The 20,115-nt window shown below is 65.3% G+C and carries 20 protein-coding genes and 4 tRNA genes; 14 read left to right on the forward strand and 10 right to left on the reverse strand.

Features of this window, described 5'->3' with window-relative positions; all coding sequences use genetic code 11:
- Nucleotides 1-3: 3 nt before the first annotated feature.
- Both ACFO3A_RS02030 and dusB read right to left on the reverse strand, forming a co-directional pair.
- Nucleotides 4-255, reverse strand: coding sequence for a helix-turn-helix domain-containing protein (locus tag ACFO3A_RS02030; protein ID WP_377723705.1), 252 nt, complete (start codon nucleotides 253-255; stop codon nucleotides 4-6).
- Entirely contained in the window at nucleotides 252-1,328 is a 1,077-nt protein-coding gene (gene dusB / locus ACFO3A_RS02035) for a tRNA dihydrouridine synthase DusB (RefSeq protein WP_377723507.1), read from the reverse strand. Before dusB ends, ACFO3A_RS02030 begins: the two co-directional genes overlap by 4 nt.
- 131 nt (nucleotides 1,329-1,459) lie before the next feature.
- On the opposite strand from dusB, the gene ACFO3A_RS02040 reads away from it, so the two are divergent.
- On the forward strand, nucleotides 1,460-1,945 hold the full coding sequence (locus ACFO3A_RS02040; protein WP_377723509.1) for a YqaA family protein: 486 nt from the start codon (nucleotides 1,460-1,462) through the stop codon (nucleotides 1,943-1,945).
- A gap of 19 nt (nucleotides 1,946-1,964) precedes the next feature.
- Here the strand turns inward: ACFO3A_RS02040 and ACFO3A_RS02045 are convergent, their stop codons facing one another.
- The 5 genes from ACFO3A_RS02045 to ACFO3A_RS02065 all read right to left on the reverse strand — a co-directional run bounded on the left by ACFO3A_RS02045 (nucleotide 1,965) and on the right by ACFO3A_RS02065 (nucleotide 5,452).
- Nucleotides 1,965-2,999 carry a porin gene (locus ACFO3A_RS02045; RefSeq protein WP_377723511.1) on the reverse strand — a complete coding sequence of 345 codons (1,035 nt, stop codon included), beginning with the start codon at nucleotides 2,997-2,999 and terminating at the stop codon, nucleotides 1,965-1,967.
- 166 nt (nucleotides 3,000-3,165) lie between these two features.
- Nucleotides 3,166-3,242 (reverse strand) — tRNA-Asp (locus ACFO3A_RS02050).
- Nucleotides 3,243-3,250: 8 nt separating this feature from the next.
- Nucleotides 3,251-3,326 (reverse strand) — tRNA-Glu (locus ACFO3A_RS02055).
- 67 nt (nucleotides 3,327-3,393) lie between these two features.
- Entirely contained in the window at nucleotides 3,394-4,488 is a 1,095-nt protein-coding gene (gene ychF, locus ACFO3A_RS02060) for a redox-regulated ATPase YchF (protein WP_377723513.1), read from the reverse strand.
- Between the two features lie 109 nt (nucleotides 4,489-4,597).
- Nucleotides 4,598-5,452 (reverse strand): M48 family metallopeptidase, encoded by an 855-nt coding sequence (locus ACFO3A_RS02065; RefSeq protein ID WP_377723515.1) that lies wholly within the window; start codon nucleotides 5,450-5,452, stop codon nucleotides 4,598-4,600.
- Between the two features lie 105 nt (nucleotides 5,453-5,557).
- Here ACFO3A_RS02065 and ACFO3A_RS02070 point away from each other — a divergent pair, with 105 nt between their 5' ends.
- From ACFO3A_RS02070 to ACFO3A_RS02100, 7 genes are all read left to right on the forward strand, one after another.
- Entirely contained in the window at nucleotides 5,558-6,688 is a 1,131-nt protein-coding gene (locus ACFO3A_RS02070) for an FAD-dependent monooxygenase (RefSeq protein ID WP_377723518.1), read from the forward strand.
- 77 nt (nucleotides 6,689-6,765) lie between these two features.
- On the forward strand, nucleotides 6,766-7,476 hold the full coding sequence (locus ACFO3A_RS02075) for a DsbC family protein (RefSeq protein WP_377723519.1): 711 nt from the start codon (nucleotides 6,766-6,768) through the stop codon (nucleotides 7,474-7,476).
- Between the two features lie 64 nt (nucleotides 7,477-7,540).
- Nucleotides 7,541-9,316: a M61 family metallopeptidase gene (locus tag ACFO3A_RS02080; protein ID WP_377723521.1), complete on the forward strand. Its 1,776-nt coding sequence runs from the start codon at nucleotides 7,541-7,543 to the stop codon at nucleotides 9,314-9,316.
- Nucleotides 9,317-9,355: 39 nt separating this feature from the next.
- Nucleotides 9,356-10,135 (forward strand): enoyl-CoA hydratase, encoded by a 780-nt coding sequence (locus ACFO3A_RS02085; protein WP_377723523.1) that lies wholly within the window; start codon nucleotides 9,356-9,358, stop codon nucleotides 10,133-10,135.
- Nucleotides 10,136-10,186: 51 nt separating this feature from the next.
- Nucleotides 10,187-10,263 (forward strand) — tRNA-Met (locus ACFO3A_RS02090).
- Between the two features lie 25 nt (nucleotides 10,264-10,288).
- Nucleotides 10,289-10,365: transfer RNA gene (locus ACFO3A_RS02095), tRNA-Met, on the forward strand.
- A 52-nt stretch (nucleotides 10,366-10,417) separates the two neighbouring features.
- Complete coding sequence (locus ACFO3A_RS02100; RefSeq protein WP_377723525.1) at nucleotides 10,418-11,668, forward strand: BaiN/RdsA family NAD(P)/FAD-dependent oxidoreductase; 1,251 nt, start codon at nucleotides 10,418-10,420, stop codon at nucleotides 11,666-11,668.
- On the opposite strand, the gene ACFO3A_RS02105 is transcribed toward ACFO3A_RS02100, so the two are convergent.
- Nucleotides 11,665-12,219, reverse strand: coding sequence for a C40 family peptidase (locus ACFO3A_RS02105; RefSeq protein WP_377723527.1), 555 nt, complete (start codon nucleotides 12,217-12,219; stop codon nucleotides 11,665-11,667). The genes ACFO3A_RS02100 and ACFO3A_RS02105 overlap by 4 nt on opposite strands.
- 141 nt (nucleotides 12,220-12,360) lie before the next feature.
- Complete coding sequence (ffh, locus tag ACFO3A_RS02110) at nucleotides 12,361-13,752, reverse strand: signal recognition particle protein (RefSeq protein ID WP_377723528.1); 1,392 nt, start codon at nucleotides 13,750-13,752, stop codon at nucleotides 12,361-12,363.
- A 112-nt stretch (nucleotides 13,753-13,864) separates the two neighbouring features.
- On the opposite strand from ffh, the gene ACFO3A_RS02115 reads away from it, so the two are divergent.
- The 6 genes from ACFO3A_RS02115 to ACFO3A_RS02140 are packed head-to-tail and all read left to right on the forward strand — an operon-like array spanning nucleotide 13,865 to nucleotide 19,090.
- A complete protein-coding gene (locus ACFO3A_RS02115) occupies nucleotides 13,865-14,671 on the forward strand; it encodes a cytochrome C assembly family protein (RefSeq protein WP_377723530.1) in 807 nt (268 codons plus the stop codon).
- A complete protein-coding gene (locus tag ACFO3A_RS02120) occupies nucleotides 14,668-14,913 on the forward strand; it encodes a PP0621 family protein (RefSeq protein WP_377723531.1) in 246 nt (81 codons plus the stop codon). Before ACFO3A_RS02115 ends, ACFO3A_RS02120 begins: the two co-directional genes overlap by 4 nt.
- Before the next feature lie 12 nt (nucleotides 14,914-14,925).
- On the forward strand, nucleotides 14,926-16,689 hold the full coding sequence (locus tag ACFO3A_RS02125) for an ATP-binding protein (protein WP_377723533.1): 1,764 nt from the start codon (nucleotides 14,926-14,928) through the stop codon (nucleotides 16,687-16,689).
- Nucleotides 16,690-16,692: 3 nt separating this feature from the next.
- Nucleotides 16,693-18,147 carry a sigma-54-dependent transcriptional regulator gene (locus tag ACFO3A_RS02130; RefSeq protein ID WP_377723535.1) on the forward strand — a complete coding sequence of 485 codons (1,455 nt, stop codon included), beginning with the start codon at nucleotides 16,693-16,695 and terminating at the stop codon, nucleotides 18,145-18,147.
- Complete coding sequence (gene ampD / locus ACFO3A_RS02135) at nucleotides 18,125-18,763, forward strand: 1,6-anhydro-N-acetylmuramyl-L-alanine amidase AmpD (protein ID WP_377723537.1); 639 nt, start codon at nucleotides 18,125-18,127, stop codon at nucleotides 18,761-18,763. The genes ACFO3A_RS02130 and ampD overlap by 23 nt, the downstream gene beginning before the upstream one ends.
- 60 nt (nucleotides 18,764-18,823) lie before the next feature.
- On the forward strand, nucleotides 18,824-19,090 hold the full coding sequence (locus ACFO3A_RS02140; protein ID WP_377723539.1) for a hypothetical protein: 267 nt from the start codon (nucleotides 18,824-18,826) through the stop codon (nucleotides 19,088-19,090).
- Between the two features lie 15 nt (nucleotides 19,091-19,105).
- On the opposite strand, the gene ACFO3A_RS02145 is transcribed toward ACFO3A_RS02140, so the two are convergent.
- Entirely contained in the window at nucleotides 19,106-20,095 is a 990-nt protein-coding gene (locus ACFO3A_RS02145; RefSeq protein WP_377723540.1) for an LLM class flavin-dependent oxidoreductase, read from the reverse strand.
- Nucleotides 20,096-20,115 lie beyond the last annotated feature (20 nt).

Below are 20,115 nucleotides of genomic sequence, written 5' to 3' on the forward strand. Positions count from 1 at the left end.
GAATTAGAGCAATTCATGCTCCAGCAGCTTCTTGCGCAGGGTGTTGCGGTTCAGCCCCAGCCACTGGGCAGCGCGGGACTGGTTCTGGTCGGCCTGGGCCATGACCTCTTCCAGCAGGGGGCGCTCCACCAGGCGCAGCACCATGTCGTAGACGTTGCTGGGGGTTTCGCCCCCCAGGTCGTCAAAATAGGCTTGCAGGCTGGCACGGATGCAGGCCTGCACGTCGGTAATCGGGTTCGTCGCTGCATCGATCATGCAGCCACCTCGAACAAGCATTCCAAAGGGTTCTCCAAAGTCAAAGGACTTGCGCCTTGCAAGGCCGGCCGGGGCAGACGCTCCATCTGCCGGCCCAGGCGCAAGAAATAGTCGTTCACCGCCCGGGTCTGTGCCGCGCAGTCGTCCAGGGTGTTGGTGTGGCGGCGCAGCGTTTCGCCGCCCGGCAAATCGCGCACATACCAGCCGATGTGCTTGCGGGCGCTGCGCACGCCAGTGGCGCTGCCGTACAGGCGGTAATGGTCTTGCAGGTGTTCCAGCAGCAAGGCCCGCACCTCTTCCACCAGGGGGGGCGCCAGATGCTCGCCCGTGGCCAGGTAGTGGGCGATTTCCCGAAAAATCCAGGGCCGCCCCTGCGCCGCCCGGCCCACCATCAGCGCATCGGCACCCGTGGCCTGCAGCACGGCCCGGGCTTTTTCCGGGCTGGCGATGTCGCCATTGGCCACCACCGGAATGCGCACGGCCTGCTTGACCGCCGCAATGGTGGCGTATTCGGCATCGCCCGAATACCCCTGCTCGCGCGTGCGGCCATGCACGGTGAGCATCTGCACGCCCGCCGCCTCGAAACGCCGGGCCAGCGCCACGGCGTTTTTCTGCGCCGCACACCAGCCGGTGCGCATTTTCAGCGTCACCGGCACGCCATGCGGGGCGCAGGCGGCCACCACGGCGGCGGCAATTTCCTCGGCCAGGGCTTCGTTCTGCATCAGCGCGGAGCCTGCCCACTTGTTGCACACCTTCTTGGCCGGGCAACCCATGTTGATGTCGATGATCTGCGCCCCGCGCTGGATATTGAACACCGCCGCCTCGGCCATCATGGCCGCATCGGTGCCGGCAATCTGCACGGCAATCGGCCCCGGCTCGCCCGCATGGTCGGCACGGCGGCTGGTTTTCAGGCTTTGCCACAAATCCTTGCGCGAAGTGACCATCTCGCTGACAGCATAGCCCGCGCCCAGGCGCTTGCACAACTGGCGAAAAGGCCGATCCGTCACCCCCGCCATGGGCGCGACAAACAGCGTATTGGCCAGCGTGTACGGGCCCAGACACAAGGAGGACATGGCAATCGGCAAGGAAAAAGCGGGGAGAAAACCGGAAAGAAGCGGCCCGGACGCGCGGGGGCCGTATTGTAGCTGCCTAAAATTTGGGCAGCCGCTCCTTAGGAAGAAACCCACCTACACTTGGCCCCCTTATGGATGCGTGGATTCCTACCCTCTTGCACTGGCTGGCCTTGCCGGAATTTGGCCTCAGCACCGTGTTCGTCATCGCCCTGATTTCGGCCACCTTGCTGCCCATGGGTTCGGAACCTGCGGTGATCGGCCTGCTGCAATTGCGCCCGGATTTGTTCTGGCCGGCCATTTTCGTCGCCACGGCCGGCAATACCCTGGGCGGCATGGTCAGCTGGTGGATGGGCCGGGGGGCCCAGCGGGCCTGGAGCGCAACCCACAGGGCAAGCAGGCCAAAACGCAGCCGCCACGAGCGCCTGGCCCATGTCTGGCTACGCCGCTGGGGGCCCAAAACCTGTTTGCTCAGTTGGCTGCCCATCGTGGGCGACCCGCTGTGCGCCGTGGCCGGCTGGCTGCACCTGCCCTTCTGGCCGTGCAGCGCCTATATGGCGGTGGGCAAGTTCCTGCGCTACCTCGTCATGACCAGCGCCCTGGTCTGGGCGCTGGCCTGATCGGGAAAAGGATTTTTCTTCAGAAACGGTGGCGGATGCCCAGCAGCACGCTGGTACCGGATTTCTGGCGGCTGATACTGTCACGCATCGCCACCGTATACACATCGGTGCGCTTGGACAGGAAATGGTCATACCCCAGGCTGTACGTCTTGCGCGTGGCATCGGCAGCCGGGGCCGCCAGATCGGCCTTGGTGTGGGCCAGGGCCAACTTCACGGAACCGGCCTTGTTCACCGGGATGTCGGCCCCGAGCGACCAGGTTTTGGTTTTCAGGTCGATTTTTTTCTCTTTGGCCTGACCATAGGTGGCAAACAGCTTCACCACGTCGAAGTTGTACGAGCCGCCGAGCATCCAGTCCGTCTTGCGGTTGCGCACGGTATTCGGGGCCACCGGGTTGTTGATATCCGCATTTTCGTAAAACGCCATCACCGCCGCCGGGCCGTTGGCGTACATCACGTTGAAACCCACGTTGCGCTTGCCCGAAGCGTTCGCCTGCTCACCGAACTGGTAATGCAGGTTGGCCTTCAAGCCATGCAGCGACGGGGTGGAATAGGTGATCTGGTTGCTCCAGCCCGTATCCGCCGGCGTGCTGCGGTAGGCCCAGTTGGCATTGGGATTCACGTTGGCGTGCAACACCAGGGGGGAAACGGTGAACGAATCGCCAAAGGGGTTGAGCAAAATCGTCGGCAGGAAGTTGGGCGCCTTGCCCCGGCCCAGGGTCACAGCGCCAAAGCCCCCCGTCAGCCCCACATTGGCATCGCGCGAAAAGAACGGCTCCCCGTCAAAGCGCCCGGGCGCTCCGGTATCCACACGCAGAAAGGCATTCAGCGCGAAAGTCGCTTTCAGGCCATTGCCCAGGTCCTCCGTCCCCGAAAAACCGACCCAGGAAGTGGTCATCCCGCCAGAACCGACCACGTTGGTACGCCCTGCAGCGCCAGCCATGCGCATCGAACCCACGTAGGTATCGAGCAAACCAGACACCTGCACCGAACTTTGCGCCTGCGCAGCACCCAGGCAAGCCAATGCAGCACCAACGGCCAAGAGAGTTTTCTTCATCACAGAACCTTTTCAAATGAGGACAGAGGTCAAAATGTATACAAAATATGTATTCAAACACTCCATAAAAACCATGAGTTTTGCCCTATTCGCTACATACACATTGGCCCACGCCGGAAAGCGGGCATAAAAAAAGCCAGACCGTGCGATCTGGCTTTGCAATTCCTGGCGGAGCGGACGGGACTCGAACCCGCGACCCCCGGCGTGACAGGCCGGTATTCTAACCAACTGAACTACCGCTCCTGGCAGTATGGCGACCCTACGGGGATTCGAACCCCGGTACTCACCGTGAAAGGGTGATGTCCTAGGCCTCTAGACGATAGGGTCAAAACCTAGAGATAAGCGGCATTCAGCGCTGCCCATCTTGGAGAAGCGGCGGATTCTAGCAAAAGAATCAGACGTTAAACAAGAAATTCATCACATCGCCATCCTTGACGACGTATTCCTTGCCTTCGGCACGCATCTTGCCGGCATCTTTTGCACCCTGTTCGCCTTTGTAGGCGATGAAGTCGTCAAAGGCAATGGTCTGGGCACGAATGAAGCCACGCTCGAAGTCGCCGTGGATGACGCCTGCAGCCTGCGGAGCCGTATCGCCGATACGGATGGTCCAGGCGCGGACTTCTTTCACGCCTGCCGTGAAGTAGGTTTGCAGGCCCAGCAGCGTGAAGCCGGCGCGGATCAGGCGGTTCAGGCCCGGCTCGGCCAGCCCCATCTCCTGCAGGAACATATCGCGGTCTTCGTCGTCCATCTCGGCCATTTCGGCTTCGATCTTGGCGCAAATGGCCACCACCGGCGCACCTTGCGCATCGGCGTAGGCAGTGAGCTTGTCCAGCAGGGGGTTGTTCTCGAAACCATCTTCGGCGACGTTGCCGACAAACATGGCGGGTTTGGCGGTAATCAGGCAGAACGGTTTCAACAGCGGGGCATCTTCCTTGGACACCGGCACCAGCCGGGCAGGCTTGCCTTCATTGAGGACTTCCTGAATAGGGGTAAGCAGCGACACCAGCTTGGCCGCTTCCTTGTCGTTGCCCGATTTGGCCGCCTTGCTGTAGCGATTGAGCGCTTTTTCGACCGTCGCCAGATCGGCCAGGCACAGCTCGGTCTGGATGACTTCGATGTCGGCAATCGGATCCACCTTGCCTGCGACGTGGACGACGTTTTCATCCTCGAAGCAGCGCACCACGTTCACGATGGCGTCGGTTTCGCGGATGTGGGCGAGGAACTGGTTGCCCAGGCCCTCGCCCTTGCTGGCACCAGCGACCAGACCGGCAATATCGACAAACTCGACGATGGCCGGGACGATGCGCTCGGGCTGGATGATTTGCGCCAGTTGCTGCAGGCGCGGATCGGGCACCTCGACCACGCCGGTGTTGGGCTCGATGGTGCAGAAGGGGTAGTTTTCCGCCGCAATGCCAGCTTTGGTCAACGCATTGAACAGGGTGGATTTACCGACATTGGGCAAACCGACGATGCCGCATTTGAGGCTCATGAGGAATTCCTTAAAAAAACGAGGGCAGCCCGTTTGCTGCCCTGAAAATCTGTGCGCATTGTAATTAAAGGCACTGCGCTGGCCCAGGCAGCGCCCATCCCCAACGGATTTACGGGCCGGTTTTTTTCTTTTTTGGCGCAGGTTTGCGGGTGTTGGTCGATTTTTGTGCCTGGGCCTCCTGGTAAAGCCCCAGCACTTTGGGGATGGTGCCCTCCATCGCGGCAATCCGGTCATCCCCGGTCGGGTGGGTACTCAGGAACGCCAGTCCCTGGTCGCCGCCACTGGCCTTTTGCATTTTGCGCCACAGGTTGGGGGCATTGCGCGGGTCGTAACCGGCGCGGGCCATCAATTCCAGGCCCATCACGTCGGACTCCAGCTCCATGCCGCGCGAGTTGGGCAGATGCACCATCATCTGGGTGCCCATGTCCAGCAGACCGCCATGGACACCGGTAGCCGCAGACACGGTCGAGGTCAGCAAATTCGAGAGAGCCTGTTGCGAGGCTTTTTCCCGCGAATGCTCGCGCAGGGCATGGGCGATCTCGTGCCCCATGACGGCGGCCAGCTCATCGTCGGTCAGCTTCAGGCGATCGATGATGCCGGTATAGACACCGATCTTGCCGCCAGGGGCGCAAAAGGCGTTGATCTCATCGGAATCGAAAACATTGATTTCCCAGGCCCAATCCCTGGCATCTGCGCGGAACACGGTGGTCTGGGCGATCAAATCCTGACCGATCCTGCGCACCCGCTGGGTCTGTTTGGCATTGGTATTGAGCTTTTTCTTGGACTGCGCATCGGCAGTGAGCTTCTGAAACCCTTGCGCCGCCTGGGCATTCAGCGCTTCGCTGGACACCAGCAGCAACTGGCTGCGCTGCAGGCCAATGGCCCCGGATTCGGTGGTATTGGCGCACCCCTGCAGCACACCCGCTATGGCAATGGCTGCGATGTATCCAAAGATTTTTTTCATACCCTCACATCCCCTCGGCTTGTTACGAAAGCGGGCGCATCTTAGGTACTTTTGCGTCCAGGCGGCAGCATTTTTTGCTGCCGGTTGCGCTTCTACAATCGGGCCATGGCCCAAACCTTCGACATCTGTATCCGTGGCGCCGGCATCGTTGGCCGCGCTTTAGCCTTGCTTCTGGCGCGTGAACGCCTGCGTGTGGCCCTGGTCGCTCCGCCGCGCCCGGCCGACCATCCTGCCGATGTGCGGGCCTACGCGCTCAACACCGCATCGCAGCAGTTGCTGGACAGCTTGCGGGCCTGGCCGGATGCCCTGCACGCCACCGCCATCGAACGCATGGAAGTGCATGGCGATGGCAACAGCCAGGCGCAGTTCGACGCCCGGGCGCAGGGCCAGGAAGCCCTGACCTGGATCGTGGATGTCCCCGCGCTGGAGCAGCGCCTGGCCGAAGCCGTGCGCTACCAGCCCCTGATCGAAGTGGTGGCGGCCCCGGTGGCCGCGCCCTTGACGGCGATTTGCGAAGGCCGCGCCAGCACTACCCGGGCCGAGCTGGGGGTGGAGTTCGACGTAACCCCCTATGGGCAGACCGCCATTGCCACCCGCCTGGACTGCGCCCTGCCCCACGCCCAGGTGGCCCGCCAGTGGTTCAGCCCACTGGGCATTCTGGCGTTCCTCCCCCTGGGTGGCCCCCAGGGACACAGCGTTGCGGTGGTGTGGTCGGCGCCAGCAGAATCTGCAACGCAATGGCAGCAGGCCGATCCCCAGGCATTTACCGACCTCCTGGGCAGCATCAGCAACCACGCCCTGGGCGAGCTGACGCTGCAAGGCCCGCGCGTGGCCTGGCCCCTGCAGCAGGCCACGGCCCGGCGCTGGTGCGGCCTGATGCCACAGGCCAGCGGCCACACGGGCAGCTGGGTGCTGGTGGGCGATGCAGCGCACAACGTGCATCCCCTGGCGGGCCAGGGACTGAACCTGGGGCTGGCCGACGTGCAGGCCCTGGGCCACATCCTGCAACAGCGCAAGGAATGGCAGGGCACGGGCGACCTGCGGCTGCTGCGCCGGTACGCCCGCACGCGCAAGGCCGCCCTGCTGCCCCTGGGGCTGGCCATGGACGGCATCCAGCAGCTCTTTACCCGCACGGAGCCCAGCCTCCAGGTTCTGCGCAACTGGGGCATGAACCAGTTCGAGCGCTGCGCCCCCCTCAAGCACTGGGTGACCCAGCAGGCCATGGGGCTACGCTGACCTTCCGCCCGACGGGGAACCTTTCCGCGGGCCGACGGCCCAATCCCGCTCTATCACATGACCAACTGGATATTCGCATGAAGCTGCTTGCCACTGCCGTTTTCGCCATGCTTGCCCTGGGCAGCGCCTGGGCAGCACCGCCGGAAGAAGCCATCCGCAAAACCCTGGCCGAGCGCATTCCGCAACTGGCCAAGATCGACGAAGTCCGCCCCACCCCCATGCCAGGCCTGTACGAAGTGCGCGTGGGCACGGACGTGTTTTACTCCGACGCCCAGGGCAACTACCTGATCCAGGGCGAGCTGATCGACATCCAGGCCCGGCGCAACCTGACCGAGGACCGCATCAAGGCGCTGACCGCCGTGCGCTTCCAGGACCTGCCCCTGCAGGATGCGATCAAGATCGTCCACGGCAAGGGCGAACGCCAGCTGGCCGTGTTCGAAGACCCGAACTGCGGCTTTTGCAAGCGCTTCGAGCGGGACATGCAAAGCGTCGACAACGTGACGATGTACGTCTTCCTGGTGCCCATCCTCAGCCCCGATTCGGTCGAGAAATCACGCAACATCTGGTGCGCCAAAGACCGGGTGAAAGCCTGGCAGGACTACATGATCCGGGGCGAGAAAACCACCGCCGCCAGCTGCGACACCCACGCGCTGGAGCGCAACCTGGCGTTCAGCCACAAGTACAAGATCACCAGCACCCCGACCATCATCTTTGCCGACGGCTCCCGCGTGCCGGGCGCCCTGCGGGCCCCGGACGTGGAAAAGTATCTGGCGGCAGCCCATCCCTGAGCGCCCTTTTTTCTTCCCTCATTCACACTCACGCCCGTGGCGGCAGGGCCAATGCTGCCCTGCCATGCCCCATTCCACTGCTCCTGCCCCCATCCACTACCAAGTGGCGTTGCACGATGTGCATGCCCACCTGTTCCGCGTCACCCTGACCGTCGCCCAACCTGCCAGACAGCAGGAAGCGAGCCTGCCCGTATGGATTCCCGGCAGCTATCTGGTGCGTGAATTTGCCAAGAACCTGCACCAGCTTGCCGCCCACCAAAACGGCCAGCCCTGCGCCATCACGCAGTGCGACAAGCACCGCTGGCGCATGGACTGCACGGATGGTGCGCCGCTGGTCCTCACTTACCTCGTCAGCGCCTACGACAACTCCGTGCGCATGGCCTGGCTGGACCAGCGCCGGGGCTTTTTCAACGGCACGGGCCTGCTGTTGCGTATTCATAATCAGGAGCATCTTCCGCACGATCTGGAAGTATTTCAGCATGAAAACTATCCGAATTGGCAGCTAATAACAGCGCTGCCAGCTATCAAAATAGAGGAAACCGGCTTTGGCCGCTACCGCGCCAGGAACTATGACGAACTGGTCGACAGCCCGGTGGAAATGGGCTGCTTCTGGCATGGCCGCTTTACCGCCGGCGGCGTGGCCCACCACTTTGCCGTCGCCGGCGCCCTGGCCACTTTCGACGCCGAGCGCCTGCTGGCCGATACGCAGAAAATCTGCGCTGCGCAAATCCAGCTGTGGCACCCCGATGGCAGCACGCCGGAGCAGCAAAACTACGTCTTCATGCTCCATGCCACGCACGACGGCTATGGCGGCCTGGAACACCGCCACAGCACCGCCCTGATCTGCAACCGCGCCGACCTGCCCCGGCACGGCGTGGCGCAGCAGGCCGAGGGCTACACCACCCTGCTCGGCCTGATCAGCCACGAATACTTCCACACCTGGAACGTCAAGCGCCTGCGCCCGGCAGCCTTTGCTCCCTACGACTACGACCGGGAAAACTACACCGAGCTGCTCTGGTTCTTCGAGGGGCTGACCAGCTACTACGACGACCTCATCCTGCACCGCACCGGCCTGATCGACACCCCCGCCTACTTCAAGCTGCTGGCCAAAACCATCAACCAGGTGCTGCAAACCCCGGGGCGCACCGTGCAAAGCGTGGCCCAGGCCAGCTTTGACGCCTGGGTGAAGTACTACCGCCAGGACGAGAACACCGCCAACGCCACCGTCAGCTACTACACCAAGGGGGCGCTGGTCGGCCTGTGCCTGGACCTGCAACTGCGCCGCGAGGACAGCAGCCTCGATGCCCTGATGCGCCACCTTTGGCAGCACTGCCCCGACCGGCAGGTGACGCAAGAGCGCATTACCGCCAGCCTGCACGCCCTGACCGGGCGCGACTGGCAGGCAGAAATCGCCGCCTGGGTGCATGGCACCGGGGATTTGCCGCTGGCCGACCTGCTGGCCGCCTTTGGCGTCGCCGTGGAAAGCCAGCCCGCCGCCCCGGCGCAAGCCCTGGGCCTGCGCGTGCAGGAAGGCAGCAGCATCGCCATCCACCAGGTGCTGCGCGGCAGCCCGGCAGAACAGGCGGGGATGATGGCCGGGGACGAGTGGTACGGCATCGAGGCCGCCGGCCAGAGCTGGCGCATCGGCAAGCTGGACGAGCTGGCGCTGTACGCCCCCCCGGGCAGCGCCGTCACCGCCCTCGTCGCCCGCGACAAGCAGCTGCTGCGCCTGGCATTGCAGCTACCGCAAGCGGTAGAGCAGCCCTTGAGCAACGTGCAACTACGTACCAGTGATAACACCCGGTTGGCCCAGTGGCTGCAGGCAACAGCTTCGGTATAGTTAAAGTTTGCCCAACAAGACCACTGAAAGGAGCATCTCTTGGCCTACGAAACCATTGAAGTACGCATCGAAGCCGACAAGGTGGGCGTCATCACCCTGAACCGCCCCAAGCAACTCAACGCCCTGAACGACCAGCTGATGAACGAGCTGGGCGAAGCGCTCAAGGCTTTCGATGCCGACGAGAACATCGGCTGCATGATCATCACCGGCAGTGAAAAAGCCTTTGCCGCCGGTGCCGACATCTCCGTCATGGCCAAGTACAGCTTTGCCGATGCCTACAAGGGCGACTTCATCACGCGCAACTGGGAAACCATCCGCAGCATCCGCAAACCCGTCATCGCCGCCGTCAGCGGCTTCGCCCTGGGCGGCGGCTGCGAGCTGGCCATGATGTGCGACTTCATCATCGCCGCCGACAACGCCAAATTCGGCCAGCCCGAGATCAAGCTGGGCGTCATCCCCGGCGCCGGCGGCACCCAGCGCCTGCCGCGTGCCGTCGGCAAATCCAAAGCCATGGACATGTGCCTGACCGCCCGCATGATGGATGCCACCGAGGCCGAGCGCAGCGGCTTGGTCAGCCGCGTCGTGCCGCTGGACAAGCTGATGGAAGAAGCCCTGGGCGCAGCCATCGTCATCAGCGGCTTCTCGCAGATCACCGTCATGGCGGCCAAGGAATCCGTGAACCGCGCCTACGAGGGCACCCTGTCCGACGGTCTGATGTTCGAGCGCCGCCTGTTCCACAGCCTGTTCGCCACGCAGGACCAGAAGGAAGGCATGGACGCTTTCCTGAACAAGCGCCCGGCGCAGTTCACCCACCAGTAAAAGCGGCAAAAGCCGTAAAAGCCGCAAATTTTGTTTATAATGCGCGGCTTCGGTCGTATAGCTCAGTTGGTTAGAGCGCAGCATTCATAATGCTGATGTCGAAGGTTCAAGTCCCTCTACGACCACCACATAAAACCCCACCCCGGATACCCCGGTCGTATAGCTCAGTTGGTTAGAGCGCAGCATTCATAATGCTGATGTCGAAGGTTCAAGTCCCTCTACGACCACCATCCCCAAGCCAGTGTTTGTTGCAAACACTGGCTTTTTTCTTATGTTCTCCTGATGCCTCATTTTGATGTTGCGATTGTCGGCGCAGGCGCAGCCGGCCTGTTTTGCGCCGCGCAAGCGGGCCAACGGGGCCTGAAGGTGCTGCTGCTCGACCACGCCAGCCGCGTGGCGGAAAAAATCCGCATCTCCGGCGGCGGGCGCTGCAACTTCACCAACCGCCATCTGGACATCCGCACCGGCCACCAGCACTACCTGGGGCAGAACCCGCAATTTGCCCGCTCGGCGCTATCGCGCTTCACGCCGCAGGACTTCATCGCCCTGGTGCAGCGCAACGGCATTGCCTTTCACGAAAAACACAAGGGCCAATTGTTTGCCGACCACAGCGCCCAGGACATCATCGCCATGCTGCTCGATGCCTGCGACCGGACCGGCGTACAGCGCTGGCAGCCCTGCACCATCGACCGCATCGACCACATCGACACCGGCAACACCGCACAGGGGGCCGGCCGCTACCGCCTGCACACTGCCAAAGGCATCGTGCAGGCGCACAGCCTGGTGGTGGCCACCGGGGGCCTGTCCATCCCGAAGATTGGCGCTACCGATTTCGGCTACCGCATTGCCAAACAATTCGGCCTGCCCATCGTGGCCCTGCGCCCAGGCCTGGTGCCCTTGCGCTTTGCCGGAGACGATTGGGCGCCCTACGCCGGTCTGGCGGGCGTGGCCCTGCCCGTGCGCATCGCCACCGGCGAGAAAAAACAGGCCATGGCCTTCGAGGAAGACCTGCTGTTTACCCACCGGGGACTGTCCGGGCCGGCGATTTTGCAAATCTCCAGCTACTGGCAACCCGGCCAGTCGCTGCGCATCGATTTGCTGCCGCAACTGGACGTGGCCGCCGCGCTGCAAAAGGCCAAGGCGACCACCAGAAAGCTGCTGCCCAACGTGCTGGCGCAATGGCTGCCCGGCCGTCTGGCCGATGCCTGGTGCCAGCGCCAAAGCGCATGGCAAGGCCCGGTGAACCAATGCAGCGACAAGGCGCTGGCCCAACTGGCGCAGAGCCTGAGCGGCTGGCAGCTCACCCCCAGCGGCACCGAAGGCTATGCCAAGGCCGAAGTGACCGTGGGCGGGGTGGACACGCAGGCCCTGTCGCAGCAAAGCATGGAGGCCAAAGGCAAGCCCGGCCTGTTCTTCATCGGCGAGGTGGTGGACATCACCGGCTGGCTGGGCGGCTTCAACTTCCAGTGGGCCTGGGCCAGCGCCCATGCCTGCGCCCAGGCGCTGGAGGCGGCCCCAGCCCCTGCGGCCTAGGCAAAAATGCTGCGGGCCTCGGTAAAGCGCTTGGCGAAGTAGGGGTTGTCCATGCGCACGCGCTGCACCGTGCCGCCGCTGGACGGGGCGTGGACGAACTGGCCGTTGCCGACAAAAATCCCCATGTGCGAATAGCGTCCGCCCAGGGTGTTGAAGAACACGAAATCGCCCCGCGCCAGACCCCGGCCCCGCACCGGGCTGCTGGCCTGCGCCCACTGCGCCGTGGTGCGCGGCAGCGGCTGGCTGGTAATGCCGCGCACGGCGTACTGGATCAGGCCGCTGCAATCGAAGCCGCCTTCGGGCGTATTGCCGCCGTAGGTGTAGGGGGTGTTGATGACCAGCATGGTGCGGGCCAGCAGCGGTTCGCGCTGCTCGGCGGGCAGGCGCAAGCCTTGCGCACCGACAGGCGGCGCAGCGGGCCGCGCCGGGCTGCGCCTGGGCGGGGCGCTGGAACAGCCGGCCAGCAGCAGCAAGGCCGCAGCGGTCAGGCGGCCCAGGTCACGGCCTGCCTGGCGGCGTGCGGGGGAGATGAGCGTATCCGGTTCCTGCATGGCGGCATTATGGCAATGGCGGCATCCAATAAATCAATAGCTGCTTGCGCTGATGAATAAACAAATCCAGGTATAAAACACCTTGAAATCGTTTATTTATAAGCGCAAGCAGCTATTTTTTTATAGTATTTATCCGATGATTCAGAACGGCAGCTTGGGCATTCCGCCCCCGCCCATCAGGCCCTTCATGGCCTTGGCGCCGCCCATTTTTTTCAGCATCTTCATCATCCCGCTGCCCTTCATTTTTTTCATCATGGACTGCATTTGCTCGAACTCCTTGAGCAGGCGGTTCACCTCATGCACCGGCACGCCCGCGCCGTCGGCGATGCGCTTCTTGCGCGTGGCCTTGATGATGGCGGGGTTCTTGCGCTCTTTCTGCGTCATCGAGCAGATGATGCCTTCCTTGCGGCGCACCTCTTTTTCGGCCTTGTCCATGTCCATGCTGCCGGCCTTGCTGGCGATTTCGCTGGGCAGCTTGTCCATCAGGCTGGACAGGCCGCCCATCTGCTTCATCTGTTGCAGTTGGGCCAGGAAGTCGTTCAGGTCGAAGCCGTCGCCGCTCTTGACCTTGGCGGCCAGTTTCTGCGCCGCTTCCATGTCCACGTTCTGCGTGACCTGTTCGACCAGGGCCACGATGTCGCCCATGCCCAGCACGCGCTGGGCGTGGCGGTCGGCGTCGAACACTTCCAGGCCGTCGATTTTTTCGCTGACGCCGGCGAACTTGATCGGAGCGCCGGTGATGGCGCGTACCGACAGCGCCGCACCGCCGCGCGAGTCGCCGTCCAGCTTGGTCAGGACGATGCCGGTCAGCGGTAGCGCTTCCTTGAAGGCCTTGGCGGTGTTCACCGCGTCCTGGCCCTGCATGGCATCGACGACGAACAGCGTCTCCACCGGGTTGAGCAGGCCGTGCAGGTCCTTGATTTCCTGCATCAGCAGTTCGTCGATGGCCAGACGGCCGGCGGTATCGACCAGCAGCACGTCGAAATAGTGCTTCCTGGCGTAATCCAGTGCGGCGCGGGCGATGTCCTGGGGTTTCTGGTCAGGGGTGCTGGGAAACCATTCGGCCCCGGCCTGGGCGGTGACGGTCTTGAGCTGCTCGATGGCCGCCGGGCGGTACACGTCGCCGGAGACGGTCAGCACCTTTTTCTTGCGCTTTTCGATCAGGTGCTTGGCCAGCTTGGCGGTGGTGGTGGTCTTGCCGGCGCCTTGCAAACCCGCCATCAGGATCACCGCCGGGGGCTGGGCGGCCAGGTTGATGTCGGCCACGCCTGCGCCCATGGTGGCGGACAGCTCGGCGTTGACGATGCCGACCAGCGCCTGGCCGGGTTTGAGGCTGCCCAGCACTTCCTGGCCCAGGGCTTTTTCCTTGACGCGGGCGATGAAGTCACGCACCACGGGCAGGGCCACGTCGGCTTCCAGCAGGGCCATGCGCACTTCGCGCAGCATGTCCTGCACGTTGGATTCGGTAATGCGGGCCTGGCCACGCATTTCCTTGACCAGGCGCGAGAGTTTGTCGGTAAGTGCGGATGCCATAAATTTCAACCCCGAAGGAAGCCAGCAAAAACCGTAAATTCTACCTGCTGGGGCCCAACCGGCGGCCCCGGGGGCCACGCCGTGCGGCGGTGCCGGCGATATGATGGCGGGCATGGCGCTGCAACCCCATTTTCCCGTACACACCTCTCTCTGGACCCTGGCACCGGCCATCGCGGCGATGCTGGCATATCTGCTGGCCGCTTTTTCCGTACAACGCTTCGGCCATGCCCGCACCAGCCTGTACACGGCCTGGGGCCTGCACCTGCTGTCGCTGGCCGCCGGGCTGTTCAGCCCCCCGCCGCATTTCGGCTTTGCCCCGGCGCTGTCCATCACCGCGTGGCTGATGCTGACCATGTACCTGATCGAGCAGCAGCTTTACCCCCGGATGCGGGCAGCCAGCATTCTGGCCAGCATGGGGGCCGTGGCCGTGCTGCTGGCGCTGGTGTTTCCCGGCACTTCGCTGACCAGCGAGCAATCGGTCTGGCTGCCGCTGCATCTGGCGCTGGGCGTGGCCTCGTACGGCCTGTTTGCCGCCGCCGTCGTCCATGCCGGGCTGATGACCCGGGCCGAACGGCGCATCCGCAGCGCCAGCGAAGATGGCCCGGGCGTGCCCCTGCTGACGCTGGAGCGCATCATGTTCCGCTGCGTGAATGCCGGCTTCGTCCTGCTGACGGCCACCCTGCTGGTCGGCTGGCTGTTCAGCGAGGCGCTGTACGGCCACCCCTGGCGCCTGGACCATAAAACCATCTTCTCCCTGCTGGCCTGGGCGGTGTTTGCCGTCCTGCTGCTGGGCCGCGCCCGTTTCGGCTGGCGCGGCCGCCATGCCACACACATGGTCTACGCCGGGGCCATCATGCTGCTGCTGGGCTACGCCGGTTCGCGCTTCGTCATGGAAGTGCTGCTGGAGCGCGGAGTATGAGCAAGTATTTGCTGGTCACCCTGGTGCTGCTGATCGCCGTGACGGTCTGGCGGCACAAGCACCGCAAAACGGTGGCCCGCCGCCCACGGCCCGCGTCGCCCCGCCCTGCGGCGGCCATGGTGCGCTGCGCCCACTGCGGGGTTCACCTGCCGCAAACCGATGCCGTGCCCGCCGGGCAGCAGCATTACTGCAGCCCGGCGCACCGCCAGCTCGGCCCCCGGCCCGGGCCGCAATCGGTGTAACGCCCGGCTGGCATGACGACGGCTGCGCCCCCCGCCACCACCACCCTGCCCCTGGCCATGGCCCGGCGCCTGTGGCGGGCGTTCAGCACGGGGCGGGTGCTTTCGGCGCTGATGCTGCTGATCATGCTGGTGCCGCAGACCAACCACCTGCATTCGGCGCTGACCAGCTTCTCCTGGCTCCTGGGCGGCCTGTACCTGGTGCTGGCCTGCAGCACCTGGCTGCTGCTGCGCAACCGCCCGCCCGCCCAGCACTGGGGACTGCCGTGGCTGCTGCCGCTGGCGATCGAGATCGCCATCATCGGCCTGACCCAGCTGCTGCAGCTGTGGCAGCCGGGCGGCACGGTGCATTTCTCGCCCCTGCTGGCGCTGCCGGTGCTGGCCACGGCCTGCCTGGGCAGCCTGCGCATGGCCCTGGCCACCACGGCCAGCATCACCTTGCTGCTGCTGGGCGGCTACAGCCTGGCGGCCCTGGACGGACTGACCAACGGCTGGGAGCTGACCATGCAGGCGGCCACCGTCTGCGCCGGGTACTTTGCCGTGGCCTTTCTCACCCACCATCTGGCGCAGCGGCTGGCCTGGCAGGAGCGCCTGGCCCGGCGCAACCACCGCATCGCCCGCACGCAGGTGGACATCAACACCCTCATCATCGACAAGCTGACCGAAGGGGTGCTGGTCGTCGATAGCGCCCTGCACATCCTGCAGGCCAACCCTGCCGCCCACCAGCTGCTGGGCGGCGACTGGCAGCTGCCGACCACGCTGCACCAGCGCCCGGCCTGGCAGCCGCTGTGCGAACTGGTGCTGCAAACCCTGACCACCGGCACGGCGCAGGACGCCCGCATCCATCTGGTGGAAGCCGGCCAGCCCCCGGTGGGCCTGTACGCCCGCGTCTGGCCCAGCCAGCCGAACGAGGACGACGGCCTGCCCGGCAGCGAACACCCCTTTCTGGCCGAAGACAGCCAGTACGCGCCGTCCAGCACGCAGTTCCTGGTGTTTCTGGAAGACCTGCGCGAGCTGGAGGCCCGCCTGCGCACGGAAAAGATGGCGGCCATGGGTCGCATGTCCGCCGCCGTGGCGCACGAAATCCGCAACCCCCTGGCGGCCATCACCCAGGCCAACGCCCTGCTGGCCGAAGACATTGCCGACCCCGCCCAGCAGCGCCTGGTGCAGATGGTCGCGGCCAACGCCCAGCGCATCGCCCATACCGTGGAAGACGTGCTGGACATCGCCCGCGTACAGCAGCAGATTCAGCACAGCCCCTCCATCGGCCTGCCCCTGGATGCCGAAGCGGCCACCATCTGGCGCGAATGGCTGGCCCAGGACAGCGCCCAGCGCCAGGGCCGGTGCGCCCTGAACAGCCCCGGCAGCGTGGCGTTCGACAGCGAGCACCTGCGCCGCATCGTCATCAACCTGCTGGACAACGCCCAGAACTACGCCCAGGCCGACGCCAGCGGAGCGCGGCAGCTGTGGCTGGGCACGGGCCGCCAGCGCAATGGCCGCGCGTGGCTCCAGGTGTGGAGCAGCGGGCCGGAGATCGAGGCCGCCGTGCAGAACCACCTGTTCGAGCCGTTTTTCTCCTCGCACAGCCGCTCCAGCGGCCTGGGCCTGTTCATCTGCCGCGAACTGTGCCAGCGCCACGGCGCCAACCTGCGCTACCAGCGCCAGCCCTGCCCGGCGCAGCCCGACGGCCCGGCCGGCAACGCCTTCACCCTGCTCTTTGCCCACAGCAGCCCGGCGCCCCAGGGGCAGACCGGCGCCTTATTCACTGCATCGGATTGATCTATGCCAGCACCTGCTGCCCGCATCCTGGTCGTGGACGATGAACCCGACCTGCGCACCCTCTACGAACTGACCCTGCTGCGCGACGGCCACCGCGTCAGCACCGCCGGCACGCTGCAGGAAGCGCGGGCGCTGCTGGCCGCCCAGCGCTTCGACGTGCTGATCACCGACATGCGCCTGCCCGACGGCCTGGGCATGGCGCTGCTGCACGAACTGCACCAGCAGCAGCGCCAGGAGCGCAGCATCGTCATCACCGCCTACGGCAGCGCCGAGAACGCCGTCGAGGCGCTGCGCTACGGCGCGTTCGACTACCTGACCAAGCCGGTCGATCTGAAACAGTTCCGCCGCATCGTCGCCTCGGCCACGCAGGGGCTGCCCCAGCCCAAAACCCCGCCCCCCCCCCAGGACGTAACCGCCACCGCCAGCCTGCCGACGGCGGTCGCCAGCACCGCACTGGCCCGCCTGGTGGGCACCTCCAGCGCCATGCAGCAACTGCGCCAGCGCATCCAGAAGGTGGCGCCCAGCATGGCCCCGGTACTCATCACCGGCGAATCGGGCACCGGCAAGGAACTGGCCGCCCGCGCCCTGCACGCCTGCAGCCACCGCAGCAGCGGCCCCTGGGTGGCAGTGAACTGCGGCGCCATCCCCGAGCATTTGCTGGAGGCAGAATTTTTCGGCGCCCGCAAAGGCGCCTTCACCGGAGCCACCGCCGACCGCGAAGGCTTTTTCCAGGCGGCCAACGGCGGCACGCTGTTCCTCGACGAACTGGGCGAACTGCCCCTGGCCATGCAGGCCAAGCTGCTGCGGGCCATTCAGGAGCGCAGCGTGCGTGCCCTGGGCGCAACGCAGGAAGAAAGCGTGGACGTGCGCATCATCAGCGCCACCCACCGCAACCTGGCCAGCGACGTGCAGGCCGGGCGCTTCCGCCAGGACCTGTTCTACCGCCTGAACGTCATCGACGTGCATCTGCCCGCCCTGCGCGAGCGCCGCGAAGACCTGCCCCTGCTGTGCGCACGCCTGCTGGCCGGCATGGCCGAAGAAAGCGGCCTGCCCGCACAAACGGCCAGCCCCGCCCTGCTGGAGCATCTGCACACCCTGCCCCTGCCCGGCAACGTGCGCGAGCTGGAGAACCTGCTGCACCGTTACCTGGCCCTCGGCGACGAAGGGCTGGCCAGCCCCGCTGCCGCCTGCGCCCCACCGGCACCACCGCCCGGCCCGGCGGCCCTGCCCGAACCGCCTGCGCCCCGGCCCGCCGACCTGCCGCACGACCTGCAATCCTGGCTGGACGCGCAGGAGCGGCGCATCCTGGTCGCCGCCCTCCAGGCCCACGGCTTCAACCGCACCGCTGCGGCGGCCAGCCTGGGGCTGAACCTGCGCCAGATGCGCTACCGCATCGAGCGCCTGAACATCTGCATCGCTCCCGAAGTGCAACTGCATGACGACACCCTCCAGTCCTAGCGCACCCGCCGTCCCTACCAGCACCGGCCCGCAGCCGTCAGGCTGGCGTGGCGGCTGGCTGCTGGCCCCCCGGGTGCAGCACCGGGCCTCGCCCAACTACGGCCCGCGCCCGGCCCACGCCTGCATCGATCTGGCGGTGCTGCACTCCATCAGCCTGCCGCCGGGGCAGTACGGCACCGGCTGCGTGGCGCAGCTCTTTACCAATCAGCTCGACTGGGAGGCGCATCCGTACTTCCAGAGCATCCGGGGGCTGGAGGTGTCGGCCCACTTCTTCATCACGCGCGAAGGGGCGATCTGGCAGTTCGTCAGCGCCGACGACCGCGCCTGGCACGCCGGGGCATCGGCCTGGCGCGGGCGCAGCAACTGCAACGACGACTCCATCGGCATCGAGCTGGAGGGGCTGGAAGGCCACCCTTTCGCCGCCGATCAATACCCCGCCCTGGCCTGGCTGCTGGAACAACTGGCCGCGCAGTACCCGCTGGCCCACCTGGCCGGGCACGAACACATCGCGCCGGGGCGCAAGCACGACCCCGGCCCGGGCTTCGACTGGCCGCGCTTGCTGGCGCTGCTGCCCCCCGCCCTGCGCCACCGCCTGCTGCTGCCCCCGGGAATTTGATAAATCCCGGCAAGGCCGCTATGCTGCCGGGCGCATCGCCCACCCAAGGAAAACCCGACCATGGCCACCGCCACCACGACCAAGAAACCCGCCACAAAAGACCCTGCCGTCAAAGCACCGGCAAAAACCAAAACAGCCGCCAGTGCGGGCAAAACAACAAAAAAAGTAGCTAATACCGCCGACACACAAACAGAATCAGAGCCAATTGACTCTGAAATCGCCGTAAAGCAAGCGGAAAAAGCTACCAAATTAAAAGCAAAACCCGCCGCCAGCACCGCCCTGGCCCCGAAGGCCATCTGGCCCTTCCCCATCGGGCCGAAGCCGTAAGAACGTGTTTACGCTCTAAACCATCGCCTGCGCCGTCAGCTCCAGCGAGCGCAGGCGCAGGTCGGCATCGAACACGTCGCTGACCAGCATGAACTCATCGGCCTGCGTGGCCTCGGCCAGCGCCGCCAAGCCGGTCTGCACCGTCTGCGGCCCGCCGATGACGCCGACGGCCAGAAAATCCTCGATGGCGGCGCGTTCGCGCTCGGTGATCTGTTCCATGAAACCTTCGACCGGCGGCGGCAGCCGCGTGCGGTTGCCCGTCAGGATGCCCAGCACGCGCTGGTAGGTGCTGCTGGCGAGGAATTGCGCTTCGGCATCCGTCGGCGCGGCGACCACCGGCACGCCGACGATGGCGTAGGGCTTGGCCAGCACGGCGCCGGGCCGGAAGGTCTGGCGGTAAATCGCCAGCGCCTGGTGCAACATGCGCGGCGCAAAGTGCGAGGCAAAGGCATAGGGCAGCCCCAGGTGTGCGGCCAGTTGCGCCGAAAACAGGCTGGAACCCAGCAGCCAGATCGGCACGTTGGTACCGGCGCCCGGCACGGCAACGATGGCTTGGCCCGCCTGCGCCGGGCCGAGCAGGCGTTGCAGCTCCTGCACGTCGCGGGGGAAGTCCTCCTCCGTCTCCACCCGGTTGCGACGCAGGGCACGCATGGTCGGCCCGTCGGTACCGGGGGCGCGGCCCAGGCCCAGGTCGATGCGGCCCGGATACAGCTCGGCCAGCGTGCCGAACGCCTCGGCCACCACCAGCGGCGCATGGTTGGGCAGCATGATGCCGCCGGAGCCGACGCGGATGCTGCGCGTGGCCCCCGCGATATGCCCGACCAGCACCGCCGTGGCCGAGCTGGCAATGCCCGGCATGTTGTGGTGTTCGGCCAGCCAGTAGCGGGCAAAGCCCAGGCGCTCGGCGCACCGGGCGGTGCGCACGGCAATCTGCAAGGCGTCGGCCACGGTGCCGCCTTCGCGCACGGCCACCAGGTCGAGCATGGAAAGAACCGGTTTTTTCATTGGGGCAATCCTGGTCAAAA

Source organism: Comamonas nitrativorans, from assembly GCF_042654765.1.
Taxonomy (GTDB): domain Bacteria; phylum Pseudomonadota; class Gammaproteobacteria; order Burkholderiales; family Burkholderiaceae_C; genus Comamonas; species Comamonas nitrativorans.

Coding starts and splice junctions, on each gene's coding strand:
- ACFO3A_RS02130 (WP_377723535.1), top strand. CDS start 16,693: ATGCCAGCACCTGCTGCCCGCATCCTGGTCGTGGACGATGAACCCGAC.
- ACFO3A_RS02100 (WP_377723525.1), top strand. CDS start 10,418: ATGCCTCATTTTGATGTTGCGATTGTCGGCGCAGGCGCAGCCGGCCTG.
- ACFO3A_RS02140 (WP_377723539.1), top strand. CDS start 18,824: ATGGCCACCGCCACCACGACCAAGAAACCCGCCACAAAAGACCCTGCC.
- ACFO3A_RS02105 (WP_377723527.1), bottom strand. CDS start 12,219: ATGCAGGAACCGGATACGCTCATCTCCCCCGCACGCCGCCAGGCAGGC.
- ampD (WP_377723537.1), top strand. CDS start 18,125: ATGACGACACCCTCCAGTCCTAGCGCACCCGCCGTCCCTACCAGCACC.
- ACFO3A_RS02030 (WP_377723705.1), bottom strand. CDS start 255: ATGATCGATGCAGCGACGAACCCGATTACCGACGTGCAGGCCTGCATC.
- ACFO3A_RS02040 (WP_377723509.1), top strand. CDS start 1,460: ATGGATGCGTGGATTCCTACCCTCTTGCACTGGCTGGCCTTGCCGGAA.
- ACFO3A_RS02070 (WP_377723518.1), top strand. CDS start 5,558: ATGGCCCAAACCTTCGACATCTGTATCCGTGGCGCCGGCATCGTTGGC.
- ACFO3A_RS02115 (WP_377723530.1), top strand. CDS start 13,865: ATGGCGCTGCAACCCCATTTTCCCGTACACACCTCTCTCTGGACCCTG.
- ACFO3A_RS02080 (WP_377723521.1), top strand. CDS start 7,541: ATGCCCCATTCCACTGCTCCTGCCCCCATCCACTACCAAGTGGCGTTG.
- ACFO3A_RS02145 (WP_377723540.1), bottom strand. CDS start 20,095: ATGAAAAAACCGGTTCTTTCCATGCTCGACCTGGTGGCCGTGCGCGAA.
- ychF (WP_377723513.1), bottom strand. CDS start 4,488: ATGAGCCTCAAATGCGGCATCGTCGGTTTGCCCAATGTCGGTAAATCC.
- ACFO3A_RS02075 (WP_377723519.1), top strand. CDS start 6,766: ATGAAGCTGCTTGCCACTGCCGTTTTCGCCATGCTTGCCCTGGGCAGC.
- ACFO3A_RS02065 (WP_377723515.1), bottom strand. CDS start 5,452: ATGAAAAAAATCTTTGGATACATCGCAGCCATTGCCATAGCGGGTGTG.
- dusB (WP_377723507.1), bottom strand. CDS start 1,328: ATGTCCTCCTTGTGTCTGGGCCCGTACACGCTGGCCAATACGCTGTTT.
- ffh (WP_377723528.1), bottom strand. CDS start 13,752: ATGGCATCCGCACTTACCGACAAACTCTCGCGCCTGGTCAAGGAAATG.
- ACFO3A_RS02045 (WP_377723511.1), bottom strand. CDS start 2,999: ATGAAGAAAACTCTCTTGGCCGTTGGTGCTGCATTGGCTTGCCTGGGT.
- ACFO3A_RS02120 (WP_377723531.1), top strand. CDS start 14,668: ATGAGCAAGTATTTGCTGGTCACCCTGGTGCTGCTGATCGCCGTGACG.
- ACFO3A_RS02125 (WP_377723533.1), top strand. CDS start 14,926: ATGACGACGGCTGCGCCCCCCGCCACCACCACCCTGCCCCTGGCCATG.